Annotated in this window: 19 protein-coding genes; 10 read left to right on the forward strand and 9 right to left on the reverse strand. The window is 70.3% G+C overall.

What is annotated here, in order from left to right; all coding sequences use genetic code 11:
- Window positions 1–13: 13 nt before the first annotated feature.
- The 4 genes from ACN9MP_RS18255 (at window position 14) to ACN9MP_RS18270 (ending at window position 4,458) form a co-directional block, all read left to right on the forward strand.
- On the forward strand, window positions 14–1,339 hold the full coding sequence (locus ACN9MP_RS18255; protein ID WP_426322554.1) for an MFS transporter: 1,326 nt from the start codon (window positions 14–16) through the stop codon (window positions 1,337–1,339).
- 62 nt (window positions 1,340–1,401) lie between these two features.
- Window positions 1,402–2,625, forward strand: a complete 1,224-nt coding sequence (locus tag ACN9MP_RS18260) for a type III polyketide synthase (RefSeq protein WP_426322556.1) — start codon at window positions 1,402–1,404, stop codon at window positions 2,623–2,625.
- Window positions 2,622–3,326 (forward strand): methyltransferase domain-containing protein, encoded by a 705-nt coding sequence (locus ACN9MP_RS18265; RefSeq protein WP_426322558.1) that lies wholly within the window; start codon window positions 2,622–2,624, stop codon window positions 3,324–3,326. Before ACN9MP_RS18260 ends, ACN9MP_RS18265 begins: the two co-directional genes overlap by 4 nt.
- Window positions 3,319–4,458, forward strand: a complete 1,140-nt coding sequence (locus ACN9MP_RS18270) for an FAD-dependent oxidoreductase (protein ID WP_426322560.1) — start codon at window positions 3,319–3,321, stop codon at window positions 4,456–4,458. The genes ACN9MP_RS18265 and ACN9MP_RS18270 overlap by 8 nt, the downstream gene beginning before the upstream one ends.
- 507 nt (window positions 4,459–4,965) lie before the next feature.
- Here ACN9MP_RS18270 and ACN9MP_RS18275 read toward each other — a convergent pair.
- From ACN9MP_RS18275 to ACN9MP_RS18295, 5 genes are all read right to left on the reverse strand, one after another.
- The gene (locus ACN9MP_RS18275) at window positions 4,966–5,808 is read right to left on the reverse strand and encodes a UbiA family prenyltransferase (protein ID WP_426322562.1); all 843 of its coding nucleotides are present in this window, start codon (window positions 5,806–5,808) and stop codon (window positions 4,966–4,968) included.
- Between the two features lie 21 nt (window positions 5,809–5,829).
- Window positions 5,830–6,561, reverse strand: coding sequence for a signal peptidase I (gene lepB / locus ACN9MP_RS18280; RefSeq protein ID WP_426322564.1), 732 nt, complete (start codon window positions 6,559–6,561; stop codon window positions 5,830–5,832).
- 193 nt (window positions 6,562–6,754) lie between these two features.
- On the reverse strand, window positions 6,755–7,237 hold the full coding sequence (locus ACN9MP_RS18285) for a hypothetical protein (protein ID WP_426322565.1): 483 nt from the start codon (window positions 7,235–7,237) through the stop codon (window positions 6,755–6,757).
- A 40-nt stretch (window positions 7,238–7,277) separates the two neighbouring features.
- On the reverse strand, window positions 7,278–9,491 hold the full coding sequence (locus tag ACN9MP_RS18290) for an ATP-dependent Clp protease ATP-binding subunit (RefSeq protein WP_426322567.1): 2,214 nt from the start codon (window positions 9,489–9,491) through the stop codon (window positions 7,278–7,280).
- 236 nt (window positions 9,492–9,727) lie between these two features.
- Window positions 9,728–11,392 (reverse strand): SulP family inorganic anion transporter, encoded by a 1,665-nt coding sequence (locus ACN9MP_RS18295; RefSeq protein WP_426322569.1) that lies wholly within the window; start codon window positions 11,390–11,392, stop codon window positions 9,728–9,730.
- A 163-nt stretch (window positions 11,393–11,555) separates the two neighbouring features.
- On the opposite strand from ACN9MP_RS18295, the gene ACN9MP_RS18300 reads away from it, so the two are divergent.
- Complete coding sequence (locus tag ACN9MP_RS18300; RefSeq protein WP_426322570.1) at window positions 11,556–11,966, forward strand: DUF7144 family membrane protein; 411 nt, start codon at window positions 11,556–11,558, stop codon at window positions 11,964–11,966.
- Window positions 11,967–12,002: 36 nt separating this feature from the next.
- On the opposite strand, the gene ACN9MP_RS18305 is transcribed toward ACN9MP_RS18300, so the two are convergent.
- From ACN9MP_RS18305 to ACN9MP_RS18315, 3 genes are all read right to left on the reverse strand, one after another.
- Window positions 12,003–13,046: a GlxA family transcriptional regulator gene (locus ACN9MP_RS18305; protein WP_426322572.1), complete on the reverse strand. Its 1,044-nt coding sequence runs from the start codon at window positions 13,044–13,046 to the stop codon at window positions 12,003–12,005.
- Window positions 13,047–13,322: 276 nt separating this feature from the next.
- Window positions 13,323–14,630, reverse strand: a complete 1,308-nt coding sequence (locus ACN9MP_RS18310; RefSeq protein WP_426322573.1) for a glycosyltransferase — start codon at window positions 14,628–14,630, stop codon at window positions 13,323–13,325.
- 6 nt (window positions 14,631–14,636) lie between these two features.
- Complete coding sequence (locus ACN9MP_RS18315) at window positions 14,637–15,854, reverse strand: glycosyltransferase (protein WP_426322575.1); 1,218 nt, start codon at window positions 15,852–15,854, stop codon at window positions 14,637–14,639.
- Window positions 15,855–15,983: 129 nt separating this feature from the next.
- Here ACN9MP_RS18315 and ACN9MP_RS18320 point away from each other — a divergent pair, with 129 nt between their 5' ends.
- Together ACN9MP_RS18320 and cls are read left to right on the forward strand one after the other, a co-directional pair.
- Complete coding sequence (locus ACN9MP_RS18320) at window positions 15,984–16,622, forward strand: hypothetical protein (RefSeq protein WP_426322577.1); 639 nt, start codon at window positions 15,984–15,986, stop codon at window positions 16,620–16,622.
- Window positions 16,623–16,706: 84 nt separating this feature from the next.
- A complete protein-coding gene (gene cls / locus ACN9MP_RS18325) occupies window positions 16,707–18,182 on the forward strand; it encodes a cardiolipin synthase (protein ID WP_426322579.1) in 1,476 nt (491 codons plus the stop codon).
- Between the two features lie 60 nt (window positions 18,183–18,242).
- Here cls and ACN9MP_RS18330 read toward each other — a convergent pair whose 3' ends face one another.
- Entirely contained in the window at window positions 18,243–19,370 is a 1,128-nt protein-coding gene (locus ACN9MP_RS18330) for an AI-2E family transporter (RefSeq protein WP_426322581.1), read from the reverse strand.
- Between the two features lie 159 nt (window positions 19,371–19,529).
- On the opposite strand from ACN9MP_RS18330, the gene ACN9MP_RS18335 reads away from it, so the two are divergent.
- The 3 genes from ACN9MP_RS18335 to ACN9MP_RS18345 are packed head-to-tail and all read left to right on the forward strand — an operon-like array spanning window position 19,530 to window position 20,728.
- Entirely contained in the window at window positions 19,530–19,919 is a 390-nt protein-coding gene (locus ACN9MP_RS18335) for an SHOCT domain-containing protein (protein WP_426322583.1), read from the forward strand.
- 24 nt (window positions 19,920–19,943) lie between these two features.
- The gene (locus tag ACN9MP_RS18340; RefSeq protein ID WP_426322585.1) at window positions 19,944–20,360 is read left to right on the forward strand and encodes a DUF6325 family protein; all 417 of its coding nucleotides are present in this window, start codon (window positions 19,944–19,946) and stop codon (window positions 20,358–20,360) included.
- Window positions 20,361–20,386: 26 nt separating this feature from the next.
- Window positions 20,387–20,728 (forward strand): SHOCT domain-containing protein, encoded by a 342-nt coding sequence (locus tag ACN9MP_RS18345; protein ID WP_426326121.1) that lies wholly within the window; start codon window positions 20,387–20,389, stop codon window positions 20,726–20,728.
- The last annotated feature ends 3 nt before the right edge of the window (window positions 20,729–20,731 follow it).

A 20,731-nucleotide genomic window follows, 5' to 3' on the forward strand; every position in this document is an offset into this window, starting at 1 on the left:
CACACTGATTGACATGTCCCAATCAGACGCCGACGCGATCGACGAGGGGGTCCTCGCCGATGCTCGAGCCGAGGCATCCGTCGCCCCCGTGCCGAAGGGCTCGCTGTGGCGCGACCGCAACTTCCTGACGATGTGGAGCGGGCAGGCGCTCAGCCAGTTCGGGGCGCAGATCACCGAGCTGGCGATCCCCGTGCTCGCGGTGCTGCTGCTCGATGCGACGGAGTTCGAGGTGGGCGTGCTCACGGCCGCCAACGTCGCGGCGTTCCTGCTCATCGGACTGCCGGCGGGCGCGTGGATCGACCGCATGCGCAAGCGCCACGTCATGATCTGGGCCGACGGCGTCCGCGCGCTCGCGCTGGCGACGCTGCCCCTGCTGTGGTGGGCCGGCGCGCTGCAGATGTGGCACGTGTTCGCCGTGGCGCTCGTGATGGGCATCGCGACCGTCTTCTTCGACGTGTCGTACCAGAGCATCATCCCGTCGCTCGTGCGCCCCGGTCAGATCGCCGAGGCGAACGGAAAGCTCCAGTCGACCTACGAGCTCGCCAATATCGCCGGCCCCGGCCTCGGCGGCTGGCTCATCGGCGTGCTCACCGCGCCGTTCGCGATCCTCGCCACGGTCGGCACCTACCTCGCCTCGCTCGTGGCCCTGATGCTGACCCGCGACCACGAGGAGCGGCGCGCGCCGGAGGACCACGCGCCGATACTCCGCGAGATCGGGGAAGGACTGCGGTTCGTCTTCACCGAGAGGCTGCTGCGCCGGATCGTCGGTTACACCGCAACCGGCAACTTCTTCAACACGCTCGCCACGACGCTGCTGCCCATCTTCCTGCTGCGCGACCTGGGCCTCAGCCCGGCGTCGATGGGTCTCATCTTCTCGCTCGGCGCGATCGGGGGCTTCGTGGGCGCCATCGCGACCCCGCACATCGTCCGGCGCATCGGCGAGGCACGCGCCATCCCGATCAGCGCGATCGCCATGAGCGTCGGTGCGGCGCTCCTGCCGGTCGCTGCACTCGTTCCCGCGCTGGCGTTCCCGCTGCTCGTCGCGCAGTCGTTCACCGCGAGCTTCACCGTGCTGCTCTACAACATCACCCAAGTCACGTTCCGCCAGCGCATCACGCCGCCTCGGCTGCTCGGGCGCATGAACGCGTCGGTGCGGTTCGTCGTCTGGGGCGTCATGCCGCTCGCGGCCCTGCTCTCGGGTGCGCTCGGCACGTGGTTCGGCGTCGTTCCGACCCTGTGGATCGCCGCCGGCGGCGAGCTGCTCGCCTGCCTCTTCGTCGTCCTCGCCCCGTTCTGGACGATGCGGGAACTGCCCGACGCGCACAGCGCGTCGCGTTAGCCCAGCTGGCAGGTTCCGGCAAGTTGGTGCCCGGCGAGGTCCGGGCGTGCTTAGGTTGCTCCATGACGGCCCGCATCGTCTCGATCGGCACGGCGGTTCCCCCGACCCGGATCCGGCAGGAGGACGTCCGCGACCTCTTCGCAGGGCAGGATGCGACGGATCGCCTGACGCGGCGCCGCATCCAGGCGGTGTTCGACGCCTCGGCGATCGAGCAGCGCCACACGGTGCTCACCGACCTCGCCTCACCGAACGGCGAGCGAGCCGACGGAGCGCCGGTGTTCGTCGATACCGCAGGCCGGCTGCAGGCCCCCACCACCGGCGTGCGCAACGACCTCTACACCGCCGAGGCCCCCGCCCTGACGGCGGACGCGGCGCGCCGGGCGCTGGCCGACGGCGGCGTCGACCCCGCGGCTGTGACCCACGTCGTCACCGTCTCGTGCACGGGGTTCTTCGCGCCCGGGCCGGACTACCGTCTGGTTCGCGACCTCGGCCTGCGGCCGACCGTCGAGCGCTGCCATCTCGGGTTCATCGGCTGCGCGGCCGCACTCCCGGCTTTGCGCGTGGCGAGCGCGCTGGCCGCGACCAGGCCGGAGGCCGTCGTGCTCGTCGTCTGCACCGAGATCTGCACGCTGCACGTTCGTGCCTCGAGCGACCCGCAGCAGATCGTCGCCGCATCCGTGTTCGCGGACGGCGCCGCGGCTGCGATCGTGACGGCCGACCCCACCGTCGGCCGCCCCGGCGGGCTGGAACTCGACCGCTTCGGCACGGCGCTCACCGACGACGGCGAGACCGACATGGTCTGGACAATCGGCGACAACGGGTTCGAGATGGTGCTCTCGGCCGAGGTGCCGCGGATCATCGGGCGCGAGATCCGGGGCGCGGTGGGCCGGTTCCTCGGCGACGACGTGCCGCCCGAGGTGTGGGCCGTGCATCCGGGCGGTCGCAGCGTGCTCGACCGCGTGGAGGCCGGCCTCGAGCTGGCACCCGACGCCCTGGCCGCGTCGCGCGGCGTGCTGCGCGACTTCGGGAACATGTCGAGCGCGACGATCCTCTTCATCCTGGCGGCGCTGCTGCGCGATGACGCCGTGGGCGACGGCACGCGGGTCGCCGGCCTCGCGTTCGGCCCGGGACTCACCGTCGAGTCGGCGCTCATGACACGGCGCCGGCCGGCTGCCGCGGCCCTCGACACCGACGCCGACGCCGAGGCCGAGGCCGATGCCGAAGCCGAGGCCGGCAGCCAGGCCGATGCCGAAGCCGAGGCGCTCACGCTGGCGGCGACGGCGTGAGCCTCACCGTGCGCGACGACCGGCTCGCCGAGCTGATGGACGACCCGGCGTGCGACCCCGACCTGCTGCGGGCCACACTCCGGCGCTTCGGTACGATCAACCGCCTGGTCTCGGGGTGGGGCGTGGTCTACCGCACGCAGCTGCGCCCGCACCTCGCGTCGCTCGGCCGGCCGGCCCGGGTGCTCGACATCGGATCGGGCGGCGGCGATCTGCTCGAGCGGCTGGCGCTCGCCGCGCGCCGCGACGGGCTGGACGTCACGTGGACCGGCATCGACCCCGACCCGCGCGCCCACGAGGTCGCGATGTCGCGTGGCCCGATCGACAACGCGAAGTTCCGGATCGCGGATGCCGCCACCCTCGTCCGCGAGGGCGAGACGTACGACGCCGTGCTGTCGAACCACGTCCTGCACCATCTCAGCGACGAGCTTCCCGCGTTCGCGGCGGAGTCGCTGGCGCTGTCGCGCGGCATCGTGCTGCACAGCGACATCGCGCGATCGCGGCTCGCCTACGGCCTCTACGCCGTCGGGATCACGCCTTTCGCCCCCGGCACGTTCCTGCGCACCGACGGTCTGCGCTCGATCCGCCGCAGCTACACGCGCTCGGAGCTGGCCGCGCTGCTCGAGGGCAGCAGCCCCGGCTCGTGGACCGTCCGCACGCCGGTGCCCTTCCGCATCGTCGCGGTGGGACACGGCCGTGCATGACGTCACGATCGTCGGCGCGGGGCCGGTCGGGATGCTCCTCGCCGGAGAGCTCGCGCGCCGGGGCGTCGAGGTCGAGCTGCTGGAGCGCCGCCCCGCAGTCGGCGACGGCACGCGGGCGATCGGCATCCACTCCCCCGTGCTTGCGGCACTCGAGCACTCGGGGGCGACGGATCGTCTGCTCGCCGATGCCGTGCGCGTCCGGCGCGGCGAGGCGCGCAGTCGCGGACGACTGCTCGGAGCTGTCGACTTCTCGACGCTGAGCGCCCGCTTCCCGTTCGTCGCGACGCTGCCTCAGGCGTCGACCGAGGCGGCGCTGGGCGCCTCCGCCCCCGAGCCGCTGCGCGGCGCGCACGTCATGGCCGTGCTTCCTCGGCCGGGTGCCGTCGTGGTGCGCGCGGGTCTTCTCGGCAGGCCCATCGAGTTCGAGAGCCGGCTCGTCGTCGTCGCGGGCGGCGCCGGCGGGCGCGATCTCGTCTACCGCCCGGGGGCGGTCCGCGGGCGCGGGTACCGCGACCGGTATCTGATGACGGATGCCGCCACCCCTGCCCGCGCGGATGACGACGTGGCGGTCGTCCACCTGGATCCTGACGGGGTGCTCGAGTCGTTCCCGCTGCCCGGCGCCCGGCGTCGCTTCGTGGCGTGGGACGCGCCCGGCGGCGACGACGAGCCGGAGGCGCGCATCGAGCGCCTACGCCGGGCGCTCGCGCGTCGGGGAGAGCGGGCGGCTGCCGCGGCAGTGACGATGGCCACGTCGTTCGGCGTGCGCCGCGTGATCGCCCCGCGACTGCGCAGCGGCCGGGTCTTCGCCATCGGCGACACCGCGCACGAGGTGAGCCCCATCGGGGGGCAGGGCATGAACCTCGGTCTGCTCGACGCCGTCGCCCTCGCGCCGCTCCTGGCGGCCTGGGTGCGGGCGGGCGCAGCGCCCGAGTCGGAGCTCGCACGCTGGGAGGCGCGGCGGGTGAGCTCGGCGCGCCGCGCTGCGGCCCTGGCGTCGGTGAACACCGCGCTGGGTCGCCCCACCGGAGCGGCCGACGTGCTGCGGCGCACCGCCGTGCGCGCGATGCTCGCCGGCACGTCGGCTCGCGTGTTCGCCCGCGCCTACGCCATGGGCTTCGACGCCGACGCCTGAAACCGGGGTACCCGCCGCAGCCAGAGCCCGAGGCATCCATCTCCCTCAGCTCGGCACTGCGCGCCGGTTCATAACCACACTTGCGCGCAGAAACCACCTGCGGCGTGGTGTCTCTCCGGAATGCGGTCTCTCGAGCCTCACGCTGGGCGGGGCCGAACCGCGGCCCGCTCGGGAACGACGGTGCCGAAAACCGCAATGAACTTCCGGTTCACACAGCATCAGCGTTCGCGCACGCACTCTCGCCGGCGGTAGAGGCGTTGCGGCCTCGGCTCCGTCGGCTCCCGGCAGTCGACAGCTGTGTGAACCGGAAGTTCATCGGCCTCCTGAGGGAGTATCGCCGGGGGCACGGCATCCGTCTCCCTCCACACGGGCGCCGGCTCATAAACCACATTCACGCGCAGAAACCACGCGCGGCATGGCGTCTCGTCTGGAATGCGGTGTCTCGCGCTTCACGGCCGGCGGCGCCATCGCGTGAAGCACGGATGCTGCGACAGTGCCGCCGCGAGATCAGCCGACGAAGGCGCTGCCCGACGCGACGAGCTGGGTCGCCAGCAGCAGCGCCGCGAGCATCACCAGGCGGAAGAGCATGCGGGTCGGCGGCCTCGCGATCGCGAGCGCGGCGGTCACGACGGCGAGGGTCACGACGGCCGCGAAGAACACCCACGAGACGGGCGACACGGCACCGAGGTCTCCGCCGGACGCCCCGAGCAGCACGGCGACCGCGCCGCCCACGACGGCGAGCGCGGCGAGGATCGCCGACATGCGCGGACCCAGCCGGTGCGGCAGCCCGCGCACGCCGGTGCGGGCGTCGTCGTCGAGGTCGGGCAGCACGTTCGTGAGATGCACCGCCGCACCGAGAGCGGCGCCCGCGACCCAGGCCCACCCCGTCGCGAAGGCGGGGTCGGGCGACGACAGGGTGGCGAGGGAGGGGAAGATCCCGAAGCTCACGAGGAACGGCACGATCGACCAGGGCGTCGATTTCAGTCCCGCGTTGTACGCCCACGCCGAACCGAGCGCGAGGGCGTGGGCGGCCAGCATCCGCCATCCGAGGGGAACCGAGAGCGCCAAGGCCAGGGCCAGCAGGCCGAGAGCAGCGACCCACGCCGTTCCGACGGCGACGTCGCCCCGGGCGATCGGCTTGTCGGTGCGCCCCACCTCGCGATCGCGTGCGGCGTCGAGGGCGTCGTTGGAGATGCCGACCGACAGCTGCCCGGCGAAGACCGCCACCGTCAGCAGCGCGAGCCGCCACGGCTCGAGGCCGGTCGCGACGCCCAGCGCGAAGGCCAGCGCGGTCACGACGAGCGTCGGTCCCGGATGCGAGGAGCCCCACAGGGCTCGGACGATGCGCACGCTCGATGCTCTCACGCCAAGCTAGCCGGAAGGGCTCGGCTCCGGTATGCCGTCAAACACGTCGGGTGACATGTTGAGTAGGCCGAAGCTCGGAATGGGCCAGGTCCGGGCGAACGCCCGACCCACTACGGCTTCCATGGGAACGAATCCCCCTCCGGGCTGATCCATGTGGCTGCGTGAATCGGCCGAACCTTCTCGGTTGTCGCCCATCACCCACAGCGAGTTCTTCGGCACGGTGACGTCGAATTCCGATGTGGACGCAGGCCCGTTGACGTTCATGAGATATGGCTCATCAACGGCGACCCCGTTGATCTCGAGCTCGCCGACCGGGTTGCAGCAGACGACGTGGTCACCGGGAAGCCCGATCACCCGCTTCACCAGGTGGTCATCACTGTCGGGGGCCGCGAGGCCCACCAGCGACAGCAGCCATTCGACAGGGCGCACCGGGTCGGCATGCCGCACGTCGAGCCAGCCTCCCGGGTCGGTGAAGACGACGATGTCGCCACGCTCGATCGGGAACAACCGGGGCTGGAGCTCATTCACAAGGATCCGGTCATCGATCTCGAGCGTGTTCAGCATCGACCCTGAGGGGATGTAGAACGACCGCACTAAGAACGTCTTGACGACGACTGACACCAGCACGGCGATGACCAGGATGACGGCCACATCGCGCGCGAACGAAGCCCACCTTCGCCGCCCCGATCGCCCGGGCTGTCCGCTGGTCGACCGTTTGTCTGAGATGGGGGTGGACATGTGCCAGAGGAGCTTATGAGTCGCGGCATCCGCGCGTTCCGGCGAAGCGCGCCGGAAGAGTCCATCGAGATCAGCCTGCCCGTATGGCGCCCCCGCCCTGTCAGACCCCGCACCACGGTAGGCACGCACCCAGCGAGTTAAGGCGCCGATTCACCCGATCAGCTGATCACACGCTGCCCGCTTCACCTCACCGTCATGCGCCGGCGGGCACCTCGTTCACGGCGGGCACGCGGCCCCGCACGATCCCCGCGATCGCGAGGATGAAGGCGGCGAGGTACGCGAGCCCGATGACCGCCGCGGCGACGGCGAAGACGGCCTGCGACACCTCGTAGGAGATGCCGAACCAGGTCGTGAAGGCCGAGTCGAGGTGCCCGCTGTCGCCGGAATCCGGCACGGTCAGCGCGGCGAGGAGGAACGCGCACCAGAGCACGAAGCTCGAGACGTCGTACGCCTGGCGGGTCGCCCGCGCCCTTCGCGATTCGCGATCGAAGACCGTCAGCAGCGGCGGCACCACGAGGAGGGCCACCACGAAGATGCCGTACACGATGCCGATGATCCCCATCCAGCCGAGCTCGGCGCCGACGAGCCCGCGCCCGAGGAAGAAGAACACCGGCAGCACGACCGCCGCGACCCACTGGGCGACGAAGACGAAACGGCCGGAGCGTGCGATGCGCATGCCCCGACCGTATCGTCGCCGCTCCGGCGGACGGAAGCCGTCAGTCGTCGAGCAGCTCGGCCTCGATCACGTCGTCGTCCTCTGCGACCGGCTCGGGCGCCGCCGGGCCGTCGCTGGTGAGCACGAGAGACGAGCCGTCGGCGGCGACATCCACCCGCACCACGTCGCCGTCGCGCACGCGACCCGACAGCAGCGCGGTGGCCAGACGGTTCTGGATCTCGGACTGGATCAGCCGCCGCAGCGGGCGCGCCCCGAACACCGGGTCGTAGCCGCGTTCGGCGAGCCAGGCGCGGGCGTCGGGCGTGACGGCGAGCGTGAGGCGGCGGTCCTTGAGGCGGCGCTGCAGCGCGTCGACCGCGAGCTCGACGATCTGCGCGAGGTCGTCCTCGCTGAGCGCCGAGAACATCACGATGTCGTCGAGACGGTTGAGGAACTCGGGCTTGAACGCCTGCCGCACGATCGCCATGACGGACTCGCGCTTCTGCTCGGCCGACAGGGTCGGGTCGATGAGGATCGGCGAGCCGAGGTTCGACGTGAGGATCAGGATGACGTTCGAGAAGTCGACCGTACGACCCTGACCGTCGGTCAGGCGGCCGTCGTCCATCACCTGCAGCAGCACGTCGAACACCTCGGGGTGGGCCTTCTCGACCTCGTCGAGGAGCACCACCGAGTACGGGCGGCGACGCACGGCCTCGGTGAGCTGGCCGCCCTGCTCGTACCCGATGTAACCCGGAGGGGCTCCCACCAGGCGCGAGACCGAGTGCTTCTCGCCGTACTCCGACATGTCGATCCGCACCATCGCGTGCTCGTCGTCGAAGAGGAACTCGGCGAGCGCCTTGGCGAGCTCGGTCTTGCCGACGCCGGTCGGACCGAGGAACAGGAACGAGCCCGTCGGACGACCGGGGTCGCTGATGCCCGCACGCGAGCGGCGCACGGCGTCGGACACCGCCGCGACGGCATCCTTCTGCCCGATGAGGCGCTTGCCGAGCTCGGACTCCAGGTGCAGCAGCTTCTCGGACTCGCCCTGCAGCAGACGACCGACCGGGATGCCCGTCCACGCCGCGATGACGGCCGCGATGTCTTCGTCGGTGACCTGCTCGTTGACCATGCGCTCCTCGGTGCGGGACGCCTCGGCGCGCTCGGCGTCGGCGATCTCGCGCTCGAGCCGCTTGATCGTCTCGTACTCGAGCTTCGAGGCGCGCGTGTAGTCGCCCTCGCGAAGGGCGCGGTCGCGGTCGGTCTCGGCCTGGTCCTTCTGCTTCTTCAGCTCGCCCACGCGGGTCAGCCCCGCGCGCTCGCGCTCCCAGCGCGCCTCGAGCGTCTTCAGCTCGGTCTCGGCGGCATCCATCTGCTCGCGCAGCTTCGCGCGGCGCTCCTTCGAGGCGTCGTCCTTCTCCTTCTTCAGGGCGAGCTCTTCCAGGCGCATGCGGTCGAGCTGGCGACGCAGCTGGTCGATCTCGGTCGGGCTCGAGTCGATCTCCATCTTCAACCGGCTCATCGCCTCGTCGATCAGGTCGATCGCCTTGTCGGGCAGCTGCCGGCTGGGGATGTAGCGGTTCGACATGGATGCCGCGGCCACCAGCGCGCCGTCGTTGATGGTCACGCCGTGGTGGGCCTCGTAGCGACCCTTCAATCCGCGCAGGATCGCGACGGTGTCTTCGACGCTGGGCTCCCCCACATAGACCTGCTGGAAGCGGCGTTCGAGCGCAGCATCCTTCTCGATGAACTCGCGGTACTCGTTGAGCGTGGTGGCCCCGATGAGGCGCAGCTCGCCGCGGGCGAGCATGGGCTTGAGCATGTTGGATGCCGCGACCGACCCCTCGCCGCCGCCTGCGCCCATGAGCACGTGCAGCTCGTCGATGAACGTGATGATGCGGCCGTCGGACTCGGTGATCTCCTTGAGCACGCTCTTCAGGCGCTCCTCGAACTGGCCGCGGTACATCGCGCCGGCCACGAGCGCCGAGATGTCGAGGGTGACGAGCTCCTTGTTCTTGAGGGACTCCGCCACGTCACCGGCGACGATGCGCTGGGCCAGGCCCTCGACGACGGCGGTCTTGCCGACGCCGGGCTCGCCGATGAGCACGGGGTTGTTCTTCGTGCGGCGGGTCAGCACCTGGCTGACGCGCCGGATCTCGCTGTCGCGCCCGATGACGGGGTCGAGCTTGCCCTGGCGGGCGCGGTCGGTGAGGTTGATGCCGAACTGCTCGAGGGCGCTCTGCGCGTCCTCCTGCCCGGGCTGCTGCGTGGCGTTCATACGTCTCCTGAAGTTGTCTCGGCAAAGTTGAGCCGTTGAGACTCAAGTTTATCAGTGGACGGATGCCTCGGCAATGGCCTGTGCCGACTCCCCGCGTGCCGGGGTCGATATCGCACGATCTCGCCGAGATCACACGTCTTCCGCGTCATCGGCGTGTGATCTCGGCGAGAACGTATGATCTCGTCGCGCGGCGGCGCGCGCAGCGCTGCGCCCGGGCACCAGGGCCGGCGTCGGCCTCAGCGGCCGATCTCGCCACGCGCGTCCGCGTAGGCGCGGCGCAGGCCCTCGCCGATCCACTCCGACCCCCGGTAGACGTTGTCGGCGCCGATGTCGGCAGTCAGCCCGCCCGCCTCCAGCTGCGAGATCACACGGTCCTCGGTCGCGACGATCTTGAGCGTCGAGCCTGCGTCACGCAGCCGCGACGCGAAGCGGCGCAGCACATCGACGTGCGACAGCCCGATCTCGTCGGTGCCGCGCAGCCGAACGATGACCACCGAGCCCGCCGACTCGCGGCTCACGTCGGGCAGCTTCCGCTCGAACACGGGTGCGCTGGCGAAGAAGAGGCTGCCGTACGGCTGCAGCACCAGCACGTCGCGCGGCGGCACGACGGCGGGCGGATCGCCCTCCCGCATGCGCCCGTCCTGCTCGAGGTGCACGGCGCGCACGCGCACGCTGTTCGACTGCTCCGCGACGTACAGGATGACCCCGAGGCCGACGCCGACGAGCACGGCGAACTGCAGCGGGATGATGAGCGTGAGCCCGAAGGTCACCCCCATGATCGTCGTGGGAAGAAGCCCCGAGCGGATCACCGAGTACACGCGACTGGGCTTGATGGCGCGCCATCCGACCACGATCAGAAGACCGGCGAGCGCCGGCATCGCGACGAACGACACGAGGTCGGCGGCGACGAAGACCACCACCGCCATCACCGCGCCCGCGATGAAGAGGGAGAGCCGCGTCTTCGCGCCCGCCTGGACGATGAGCGACGAGCCCGACATCGACCCGCCGACCGGCATGCCCTGGAACAGCCCCGACACCACGTTGCCGAGCCCCTGCCCGAGGAAGTCGCGGTTCGCGTCGGCGCGCCTGCCGTCGGCGGTCGGGATGCCCGCCGACACCGCGGCGCCCTGCACGAGACCGATGAACGTGAGCGACAGCGCCGGAATGAGCAGGTCCGGCACATCGGCGATGTCGGGCAGCACCGGCGCCGGCAGGCCGCGCGGCACCTCCACGATGTCGCGCAGCAGCACGACGTCGCTCCGCACCCACAGGTTGAGCAGCACCGCGCACAGCGACCCCAGCACCACCGCGACGACCAGGCCCACGCTGCCCACCCGCGTCGGCAGCAGGACGACGATCACGAGGATCGAGATCGCGCCGACGACGAGCGAGGGGATGCTCCACTGGCCGACGTGCACGAGCACGTCGATGGTCTTGAGCAGCCGATTCGGACCCTGCGCCTGGTAGCCGGTCAGGTTCGACAGCTGCCCGAGGATGATGTTGACGCCGATCGCCGTGACGAACCCGGTCATCACCGGCGTCGGCACGAAGCTGATGAGCCGGCCTCCCCGCAGCAGGCCGGCGATCACCATGATGATGCCGGTGAGGATCGCGAGGGTGAACAGGCCGCGATCCGGGTCGGGCAGCCGGTCGAGGCCGGCGTCCGAGACGACGAGCGCCATCGCGCTCGTGGCCTGCACCGCCATGAAGGCGCTGCTCGTGAGGATCGCCGCGCCGACCATCCCGAACAGGTACCCGTACAGACCCGCCAGGGGATTGACCCCGGCGAGCAGACCCGCGGCGAGACCGTCCGGCACCGCTTCGACGCCGAGGATCAGGCCGGCCACGGCATCCTTCCGCAGGGTCCGGCGAGAGAACCACGTCCGCGGATTCCAGCCCACGGTCACACGCTAACGAAGCGTGACGACTCGTGTCACGCACCTCTATTCAGGGTTCTCCCAGGTTCGCTAGTGTGTGCCGCAGATGCCACACCGCATCCCGCGGGTGCGGATCGGGTTCGCCCGGCCGCACCGGTTCCTCGCCTCATCGAAAGGGATCTCTCCCATGACCGACAACTCCGTCAACACGTCCGGCTGGGCAGGATGGGGCGTCTTCGCCGCCGTCGTGCTGATCGTCGGTGGCACCATCGATGCGTTCCACGGCCTGCAGGCGCTGATCGGCCCCGACACCGCCTACTTCGTCGCCGACGCCGGGCTGTTCTCGATCGACGTCCAGGGCTGGGGCTGGTGGCACCTCATCATCGGCCTGCTGCTGATCCTGGTCGGCATCGCGCTCCTGACCGGCGCCACCTGGGCGCGCGTGGTGGCCATCATCCTGGTGGCGCTCAACGCCATCGGCCAGCTCTCACTCATCGCGGCGCAGCCGTGGCTGTCCCTCGCCCTCCTCGCGATCGACGTGGTCGTGATCTACGCGCTCACCGTCCACGGCCGCGAGATCGGCACCAAGCGCACCTGACCCCGTGCGGCGTACCCGGGCTCGAACCGGGACGCGTCACGCCACGGATTCGAGAACGGATGCCTCGGCCCTCGCTTCGGCGGAGGCCGGGGCATCCGTCATCACGATGTCATCGCAGGCCTCGTCGAGGTTGCAGGCGAAACGCGCGCGGTAAGCGGTCGGCGTCGTGCCGAGCACTCGCGCGAAGTTCTGGCGGAGCACCGCGGCCGAACCGAATCCGCTCTCGTAGGCGATGCGGTCCAGGCCGAGGTCGGTCTTCTCGAGCAGGCGCTGCGCGTGGATGATGCGCTGACGCGCGAGCCAGGCGGCCGGGGTCGCGCCGAAGTCCGCCTTGAAGCGGCGGGCGAAGGTGCGCGGCGACATGTGCGCCTTGGCCGCGAGCTGGTCGACCGTCAGCTCGAGGCGCAGGTTGTCGAGCATCCAGTCGGTGACGGGTGCCAGCGAGAGCGAGGTCGTCGCCGGCAGGGGGTTGGCGATGAACTGGGCCTGACCGCCGTCTCGCTGCGGGGGCACCACCATGCGGCGCGCGATGATGTTGGTCAGCTCTGCGCCGAGCTCCTGGCGGAGCAGGTGCAGGCAGGCGTCGAGGCCGGCGGCGGTGCCGGCACTCGTGATGATGCGGCCGTCCTGCACGTAGAGCACGTCGGGGTCCACGTCGATCGACGGGTACATCTCCTTCATCTTCTGCGCGTACATCCAGTGGGTCGTCGCGCGGCGTCCGTCGAGCACGCCCGACGCGGCGACGACGAACGAGCCGCTGCACACGCTCAGCAGCCAGGCGCCGCGGGCCGCGGCGTGGCGGATGACGTCGAGCACACGCTCGTCGATGCGGCCCCAGTACTGGTGCGGAACCGGGCAGACGACCACCAGGTCGGCCTCGTAGGCGAACGAGAGGTCGGCGTCGACGTTGATGGAGAAGCCCATCTTCGACGAGACGGCGCCCGGGTCCGGCGTGACCACGCGGAAGTCGAAGCGCGGAATGCCGTCGTCGACGCGGTCGAGGCCGAAGGCCTCGCAGGCCACCCCGAACTCGAACGGTGCGAAGCCATCCATGACGATGCAGGCGACGGTCTTCATCATGATCTCCTCCGGTCAGCGCCGACGCGGGAGCCCGGTGCTGTGCGTCTCGAAGCGTGGCAGTTTTCCTGCGGTTCGTGGCCATTCTGCCACTCGTGGCAGGACTGATGCAAGCGTAGCGTTTCTGCCATGTTCATGGTGATTCTGCTCGCAGCCCTTTCCGCAGCGGCGCTCTTCTCGACGATCGCCGCCCTCCGCACTGACGGTTACCGTCAGCTCCCCACCGACCGCACCCGCCTCCCCTGAAACGGCCGCGCCTACCGCGGCGACACCCCGTCCTCAGGAAGTGACGCGGTCGTAGACCTCGACCATCGCGGCGGTCCGCGACGACTGACGAAAGCGGTCGCGGACCTCCGGGTCGGGAACGCGCGGCGTTCCGGCGGAGATGTCGGATGCCGCGGCCCGCAGAGCGTCCGCGAGTGCGGCGACCGACGGATCCGGGGTCACCCAGTGGCCGACGGCCCACAACCCTGAGCCGAGCTCGGCCGCGAGGTCGGGATCGCTCACGATCGACGGCGTCCCCAGCGAGGCCGCCTCGAAGATCGTCATCCCCTGCGTCTCGAAGCCGATCGAGGTCTGCACGACGGCGTCGGCGGCAGCGATGCGTCGCAGGGTGCGGGCGTACGGCATCCGTCCCGCGAAGATCACGGTCGCGCGCGGCCGCAGCTTCTCGACCAGCCGCTGCGCCGCCCGCTGCTGACCACCACCGCCGACGATCTCGACCTGGGCATCGACGTCCGACGCCGCGAGCGCCTCGAGGAAGGGGAGCAGCCGCTTCTCGGGGCTCATCCGCCCCAGCCACACGAACCGCGGCCGGCGCGGAGCGCCGCCCGCGGCGGCATCGTCCGCCGACGCGGCGGCGCCGTCCGTCGACGACGCGGCCGCCCCGCCCGCCGACGTGAGCACCTCGTCGAGCACGTCGTCGTCGATGCCGTTCCAGATCACGTCGACGGCAGCGGGGCGCCCGGCCCCGCCCGCCCGCGGCCCGGCACCGGGCAGGACGCCGTGCTCCTCCAGCCGCCGCGCGAAGTGGGCGGACGGCGCGGTGACCGCGGCCGCGCGAGCGGCGAACCGGCGCAGATACGCCCAGCCGTCGTCGCCCTGGCGGGCTCGTGCGTCACCGGTGCCGAGCATCCGTCGCTGCCACGCGTTGAGCATGCGCAGCACGACGCCCGGGAACGGCGTCGTCGCCTCGATGCCGACGTCGAGCCGGTTGTGCATCGTGTGGACGACCGGGATGCCGTGGCGCCCGGCGAACCGGTAGCCGATGAGCGCGCCCCAGAAGTCCGCCTGGATGTGGACGACGTCGACCGGCGCGCGGGCCGCCATGGCAGCATCCAGCCGCCGATCGATACGCCGGCCCGGCCACGTCATCGAGTACTCGCGGTCGGCCGTGACGGGAAACGAGGGCAGGTCCAGGTACGCCGGGTCGGACGACGCGGCCCGCGCCCGCGGACCGTGCCGGGCGGGCGCGACGATCGTGACGGTGTGCCCGGCCTTCTCGAGGAAACGGCGCTGCAGCCGCATCGAGACCTGCGCCCCGCCGAGCGTCTCGGCGTGCTGGTCGCCGAACATCACGACATGCACGGGCGCCTACTCGGGGAGCGGCTCGTCGCGGTACAGGGCCTCGAAGGTGTCGAGCGTGCGGCGCATGTCGTGCACCTTGACGCCGTCGAGGGAGGCCTGCTGCATGCGCAGGCGCTCCTCGGGCGACTGCGTCAGAACCTTCGTGAGCTTCGCGGTCAGGTCGTCGACGTCGCCCGGGCGGAACAGGTAGCCGTTCTCGCCGTCGTGCACGAGGTGCGGGAGGGCGACGGCGTCGGCGGCGACGATCGGCAGACCCGACGCCATCGCCTCCATCGTCGCGATCGACTGCAGCTCGGCGATCGAGGCGATCACGAACGCACTCGCGTCCGTGAGGAACGAGCGCAACTCGTCGTCGGTGGTGTGGCCGTGGAAGTGCACGCGCTCCTCGAGGCCCAGCTCGGCCGTCAGCTGCTCGAGGTTGCGGCGCTGGTCGCCGCTGCCGACGATGTCGAAGCGCACGTCGAGCGACGGATCGAGCTTCGCGATCGCACGCAGGATGACGTCGATCTGCTTCTCCGTGGTGAGGCGCCCGACGAACACGAGGCGGTGCGCATCGCGCGACGTGAGGTCGGCGGTGTAGTTGCTCGCCTCGATGCCGCAGCTGACCGGGATGACGCCGTGGATGTCGATCGTGCGCTCGAGGAACTCCGCGGCCTTGCGGGTCGGGGTGGTGACCGCGCGTGTCATCTTGAACGTGCGCTCCGCGTCTTCCCAGGCGAGCTTGACGGCGTACCGCGTCCACGAAGGCGGGAGCACCGTGAAGTCGAGGACGTTCTCCGCCATCACGTGGTTGGTCGCGACGACGGGGATGCCGCGCTTACGCGCCTCGCGGGTGAGACCGCGGCCGATCACGATGTGGGACTGGATGTGCACCACGTCGGGCTGCACCTCGTCGAGGACTCGGCGTGCGTAGTGCTTCGACCGGAACGGCATGACGAATGTGAGCCAGTCGTGCGGGTACCAGCGCCACGACGGCAGCCGGTGCATCGTCATCGGCTGCCCCTCGATCACCTCGCTGAACGTGCCATGATCGCGGTGCGTCTTGCTGGGCGCCATCACGTGCACGTCGTGGCCGCGCGCGACCATGCCGGCGGCGAGGCGCTCGGCGAAGCGCGCGGCGCCGTTCACGTGGGGGAGGAAGGTGTCGGCGCCGTAGAGGATCGTCAGCGGGCGAGGACTCGCGGCGTCGGCGGGGGTGGCGTCGGGCGTCGCAGGATCGGTCACGTGGTTGGGGGCCTGTCTGTGCGGCGGGCGCGCGGCAGCGGTGGGGTCGCCGCGGTCATCCAACTGTACCCGAGCGATTTCCCCGGCCTCCCCAGGAAACGCGCCGGACCAGGCACGTACGCTGGTCGCATGCCCCGACTGCAGGCAGACGCCGACCCGAACCTCTGGGTGCCCGTGACCGAGTCGCTCGGCTGGCGCGGCCGCCGCCATCGCAAAGCGGCGATACGGATGCTGCTGGGCGAGGCGGGCGGAATGATGGCCGGCCCTGCGGGCGCGGGGCAGCTCGAGTCGTCCACGGCCGGCGGGCAGCCGCGTCCGGGCAGCGGCTTCGCCGCCTGGGCGATGAGCCAGGCCGCGCCCTTCCTCATACGGCGCGCCGCCGGCCGCGTGCTGGTGTGGGTCTGGAAGGCCGACGCCGAGCTCGTCGTCGTGATGGCGCAGATCCAGCAGGCGACGAACGACCTCCGCGCCGCGCGGGCGATGATGCCGATGGAGTACGACGACACGGAGTCCTTCCGCAACCCGTACCTGGGCGCCGGCGAGAAGCTCGAGATGTCGTTGCCGCCCGACCCGCGCACGCCGCCCTTCGCGACCTATACGTGGGACACCGGCACGCACTTCGTCACGCTCACGGCGGTGTGCTCCGACCGCGGCCGGTTCGGCACCGTGATCGGGAGCGTCGACGACCTCGCACGCACGCTCCGGGTCGTCGACGACCTCGCGGTCGGCGAATCGCCCGGAGTGCTGCGCATCGAGCCGAACAGCTGAGGACTCCGTCGCAGCGACGCGCCGACGGAGATCTCGGCGCGGCCGATCATCGTCTGGCCGCCTCAACGGTGCCACACTGACCTCGTGGAGTCGACCTTCCTCGCCAACCTGTCCTGGTCGCTCGCCGTGCTCGTGCACGCCGCGATCGTCATCACCGCCCTGATCGTCATCCCCCGCGGCCGAAAACCGACGGCGGCGATGGCGTGGATCCTGCTGATCGTGATCCTGCCGGGCATCGGGGTGGTGCTCTATCTCCTCATCGGCAGCTTCCGTCTTCCGGAGAAGAGGCGCGCCGAGCAGGCGCGCATCGACCAGATCATCCGCTCGCGGGTGACCGAGAACGCTCTGGAAGAGCAGGATGCCTCGTGGCCGCGATGGTTCCAGCGCGTGGTGCAGCAGAACCAGGCGCTCACGGCCCTTCCCGCCTCCAGCGGAAACGAGGCCACGCTGCTGCCCCACTACCAGCAGTCGATCGACGCGATGGCGGCCGAGATCGACACCGCGAAGGACTTCGTGCACATCGAGTTCTTCATCGTCGGATGGGACGACACCACTCGCGGGTTCTTCTCCGCGATGGAGCGTGCCGTCGCGCGGGGCGTCACGGTGCGCCTGCTCGCCGACTACGTCGCGACCAAGAAGGTGCCCGACTGCAAGAAGATGCTCGCAGAGCTCGACCGCATCGGCGTGACCTGGGCGTGGATGCTCCCCGTGGAGCCCTTCAAGGGCAAGTACCAGCGCCCCGACCTGCGCAACCACCGCAAGATCGTCGTCGTCGACGGCCGGGTCGCGTTCATGGGCTCGCAGAACCTCATCGCCCGCGACTACGAGTCACCGAAGAACATCAAGCGCGGCCTCAAATGGCAGGAGCTCATGACCCGGCTGACCGGCCCGGTCGTGGCATCCGTCAACACGGTCTTCCTCTCGGACTGGCTGATCGAGACCGGCGAGGACCTGTCTGCCACCGCGCAGGTGCCCGCCACCCAGCTCGCGGTGTCGACCGCGCCCGACGCCGTGCAGTGCCAGGTCGTGCCGAGCGGACCCGGGTACGACACCGAGAACAACCTGCGCCTCTTCCTGTCGCTCATCTACGGCGCGACCGAGAAGGTGATCCTGACGAGCCCGTATTTCGTGCCGGACGAGGCGATGGTCTACGCGATCACCAGCGCGTGCCAGCGCGGGCTCGAGGTGCAGCTGTTCGTGTCCGAGATCGGCGACCAGTTCATGGTGTGGCATGCGCAGCGCTCGTACTACTCCGCGCTGCTCGAGGCCGGCGTGCGGATCTTCCTGTACCCCGCCCCGTACATCCTGCACTCGAAGCACTTCTCGATCGACGACGACATCGCCGTGATCGGCTCGAGCAACATGGACATCCGATCGTTCAGCCTCAACAGCGAGGTGTCACTCCTGGTGCGCGGCGAGTCGTTCGTCGCCGGCATGCGGGAGGTCGAGCAGGCGTATCGCGACGCCGGCCGGGAACTCACCCTCGAGGAGTGGCGCCGCGAGCCCGGGAAGGCCACGTTCCTCGACGGCGTCATGCGCCTCACCTCTGCGCTGAACTGACCGCGAGCGGATGCCGCGGCCCGCGGCATCCGTTCGTGCAGGTCTGCGGATGCCTGCAGCTCAGACCTTGAGGTCCTGGCGGGGAACGACGACCTCGCGGATGATCAGCAGGATCGAGGCCATGACGGGGAGGGCGACGAGCACCCCGACGATGCCCGCGAGCGCACCGCCCGCGAGGGCGCCGATGAGCACGAGGGCCGCGGGGATCTCGATCGCCTTGTTCATGACACGGGGGCTGACCACGTAAGACTCGATCTGGATGTAGACGAGGTACGCGATGAAGAAGATCAGCGCCTGGGTCGGGCTGGAGAACAGCGCGATGATCGACGCGAAGATCCAGAAGATCACGGAGCCGAAGAGCGGGATGAGCGTGACGATGAACGCGATGACCGCCATCAGCGCGGGGAACGGCAGCCCGATCACCACATGCAGCACGAAGACCACGGCGGCGTTGATCGACGACAGGATGACCGAGCCGATGAGGGCGCTGCCGACCGAGTCCGTGATGCGCTCGGTCAGGTCCTCGAGCCGCGGGCGGTTGCGTGCCGGGGCCAGCGCGTAGAAGGCGCGCTTGGCGGCCGTGAGCGAGGCGAGGAAGTACAGGGTGAGCGCGATCACGACGAAGCTGGCCGAGATGGCCGCGACGAAGCCGATGCCCACCGCCAGCACGCCGCCGCCGAGCGTCGCGAGCGTCGAGGGCGCAGAGATCCAGGCTGCCACCTGCTCGAGCGCGCCGAGCACGGCGACCTGCGCATCCGGAGCCAGCCGGGCGAACCACTCGGAATCCGGGATGTTCTCGACCAGCTCCGGGATCGCCGTGACAAGCTGCACGACCTGCGCGATCACCGGCGGCAGCACGAAGACGAAGAAGGCGACCATCACGAGGGCGAATCCGCAGAACACGATGGCGATGCCGGCGCCGCGCTTGACGCGATGGCGCTCCAGCATGCGCACGATCGGGTCGAGCCCGACGGCGAGGAACATCGCCAGGATGATGTAGACGAGGATCGTCGAGATCGAGCCGATCGCCGAGCCGAGCACCAGCGCCCCGAGCACGCCGATGGTCACGAGGAACCCCGTCGCGAGCGGATGGTCGAGGGCCGCGAGCACGTTGCGGAAGCGGCGCGGCCGCTCGTCTGCGACCATCGCGATCTCGCCCGACGGCGCGGGCAGAGGCTCATCCGTCATGGGGAACATGATGCCGCTAATCGGGCCTCAGAACTTCGTAAATCGGTCACACCGCTCCGGCGTGTTTGGTTGTAGTGTCGCGATCAGAGCACCTGCAAGGGGTGGGTGCTTCCCTTGAAGAGGCGGACTCCGGTTCGTCCCGAACGATTGGCTACCTGCATGGGCAACATCGGGGATTTCATCCTGTGGTTCTTCTGGATCTTCGTTTTCGTGGCATACCTGATGGTGCTCTTCTCGATCATCGGCGACATCTTCCGCGACCACGAGCTGAACGGCTGGGGCAAGGCCCTGTGGATCCTCTTCCTGATCTTCGTACCCTTCCTGACCGCACTGGTCTACCTCATCGCCCGCGGCAACGGGATGCAGAAGCGCTCGATCGCGCAGGCTCAGGAGATGCGGGCCGCCCAGGACGCGTACATCCGGCAGACGGCGGGCTCGGGCGGCGGCAGCGCCGCTGACGACATCTCCAAGGCGAAGGCGCTCCTCGACTCGGGCACGATCACGCAGGCCGAGTTCGACGCGCTCAAGGCGAAGGCGCTGGCGAACTAGCCGGCCTCGGGAACAGGAGAAGACATGACCACCTTCGACTACGGCCCCATCGAGTTCTACGCGATCGCCTTCGACGGCGACCGCCCCGGCCCTGCGGTGCTCCAGGCGATCGACGACCTCGTCGCCTCGGGCACGGTGAACGTGCTGGACCTCGTCTTCGCACGGCGCTCGCCGGAGGGCGAGATCGAGGTGTTCGAGCTGTCCGACACGGTCGACGACGGCGCACCCGCGCTCGACCTCGCAGGGCTCGCCGGTCAGGACGACATCCTCTATCTGGCCGACAGCCTCGAGCCCGGCAAGTCGGCGGCGATCCTCGTCGTCGAGCTGCTGTGGGCCAAGGCCTTCGCGGCGACGCTGTACGACGCCGGCGGCGTCGTCATCGCCCGCGAGGGCATTCCCGCACCGATCGTCAACGCGTTCCTCTCCGAGAACGCCGACTGAAGGAGGAAGACATGCCACTCGGACGAATGGGTCGTCCCGGCCTGATCGGCATGGCAGCGCGCACCGCGGTCGTCGCGGGCACGGCCACCGCCGTCTCGGGCAGCGTCGCGCGCCACCAGCAGCAGAAGTACAACGACCAGGCCCAGCAGCAGGCGTACGAGGCGCAGGCGCAGCAGGCCGCCATGGACCAGGCGGCGGCGCAGGCCGTCGCGAACGCCCAGGCCGCCCAGGCCGCTCAGGCCCCCGCCGCACCTGCCGGTGGCGGCGACGACATGATGGCCAAGCTCAGTCAGCTCGCGCAGCTGCACGCGCAGGGCATCCTGTCGGACGAGGAGTTCTCCGCCGCGAAGGCGAAACTGCTCTCCTGACGG

The sequence above is a fragment of the Microbacterium sp. E-13 genome (assembly GCF_049912955.1).
GTDB lineage: Bacteria > Actinomycetota > Actinomycetes > Actinomycetales > Microbacteriaceae > Microbacterium.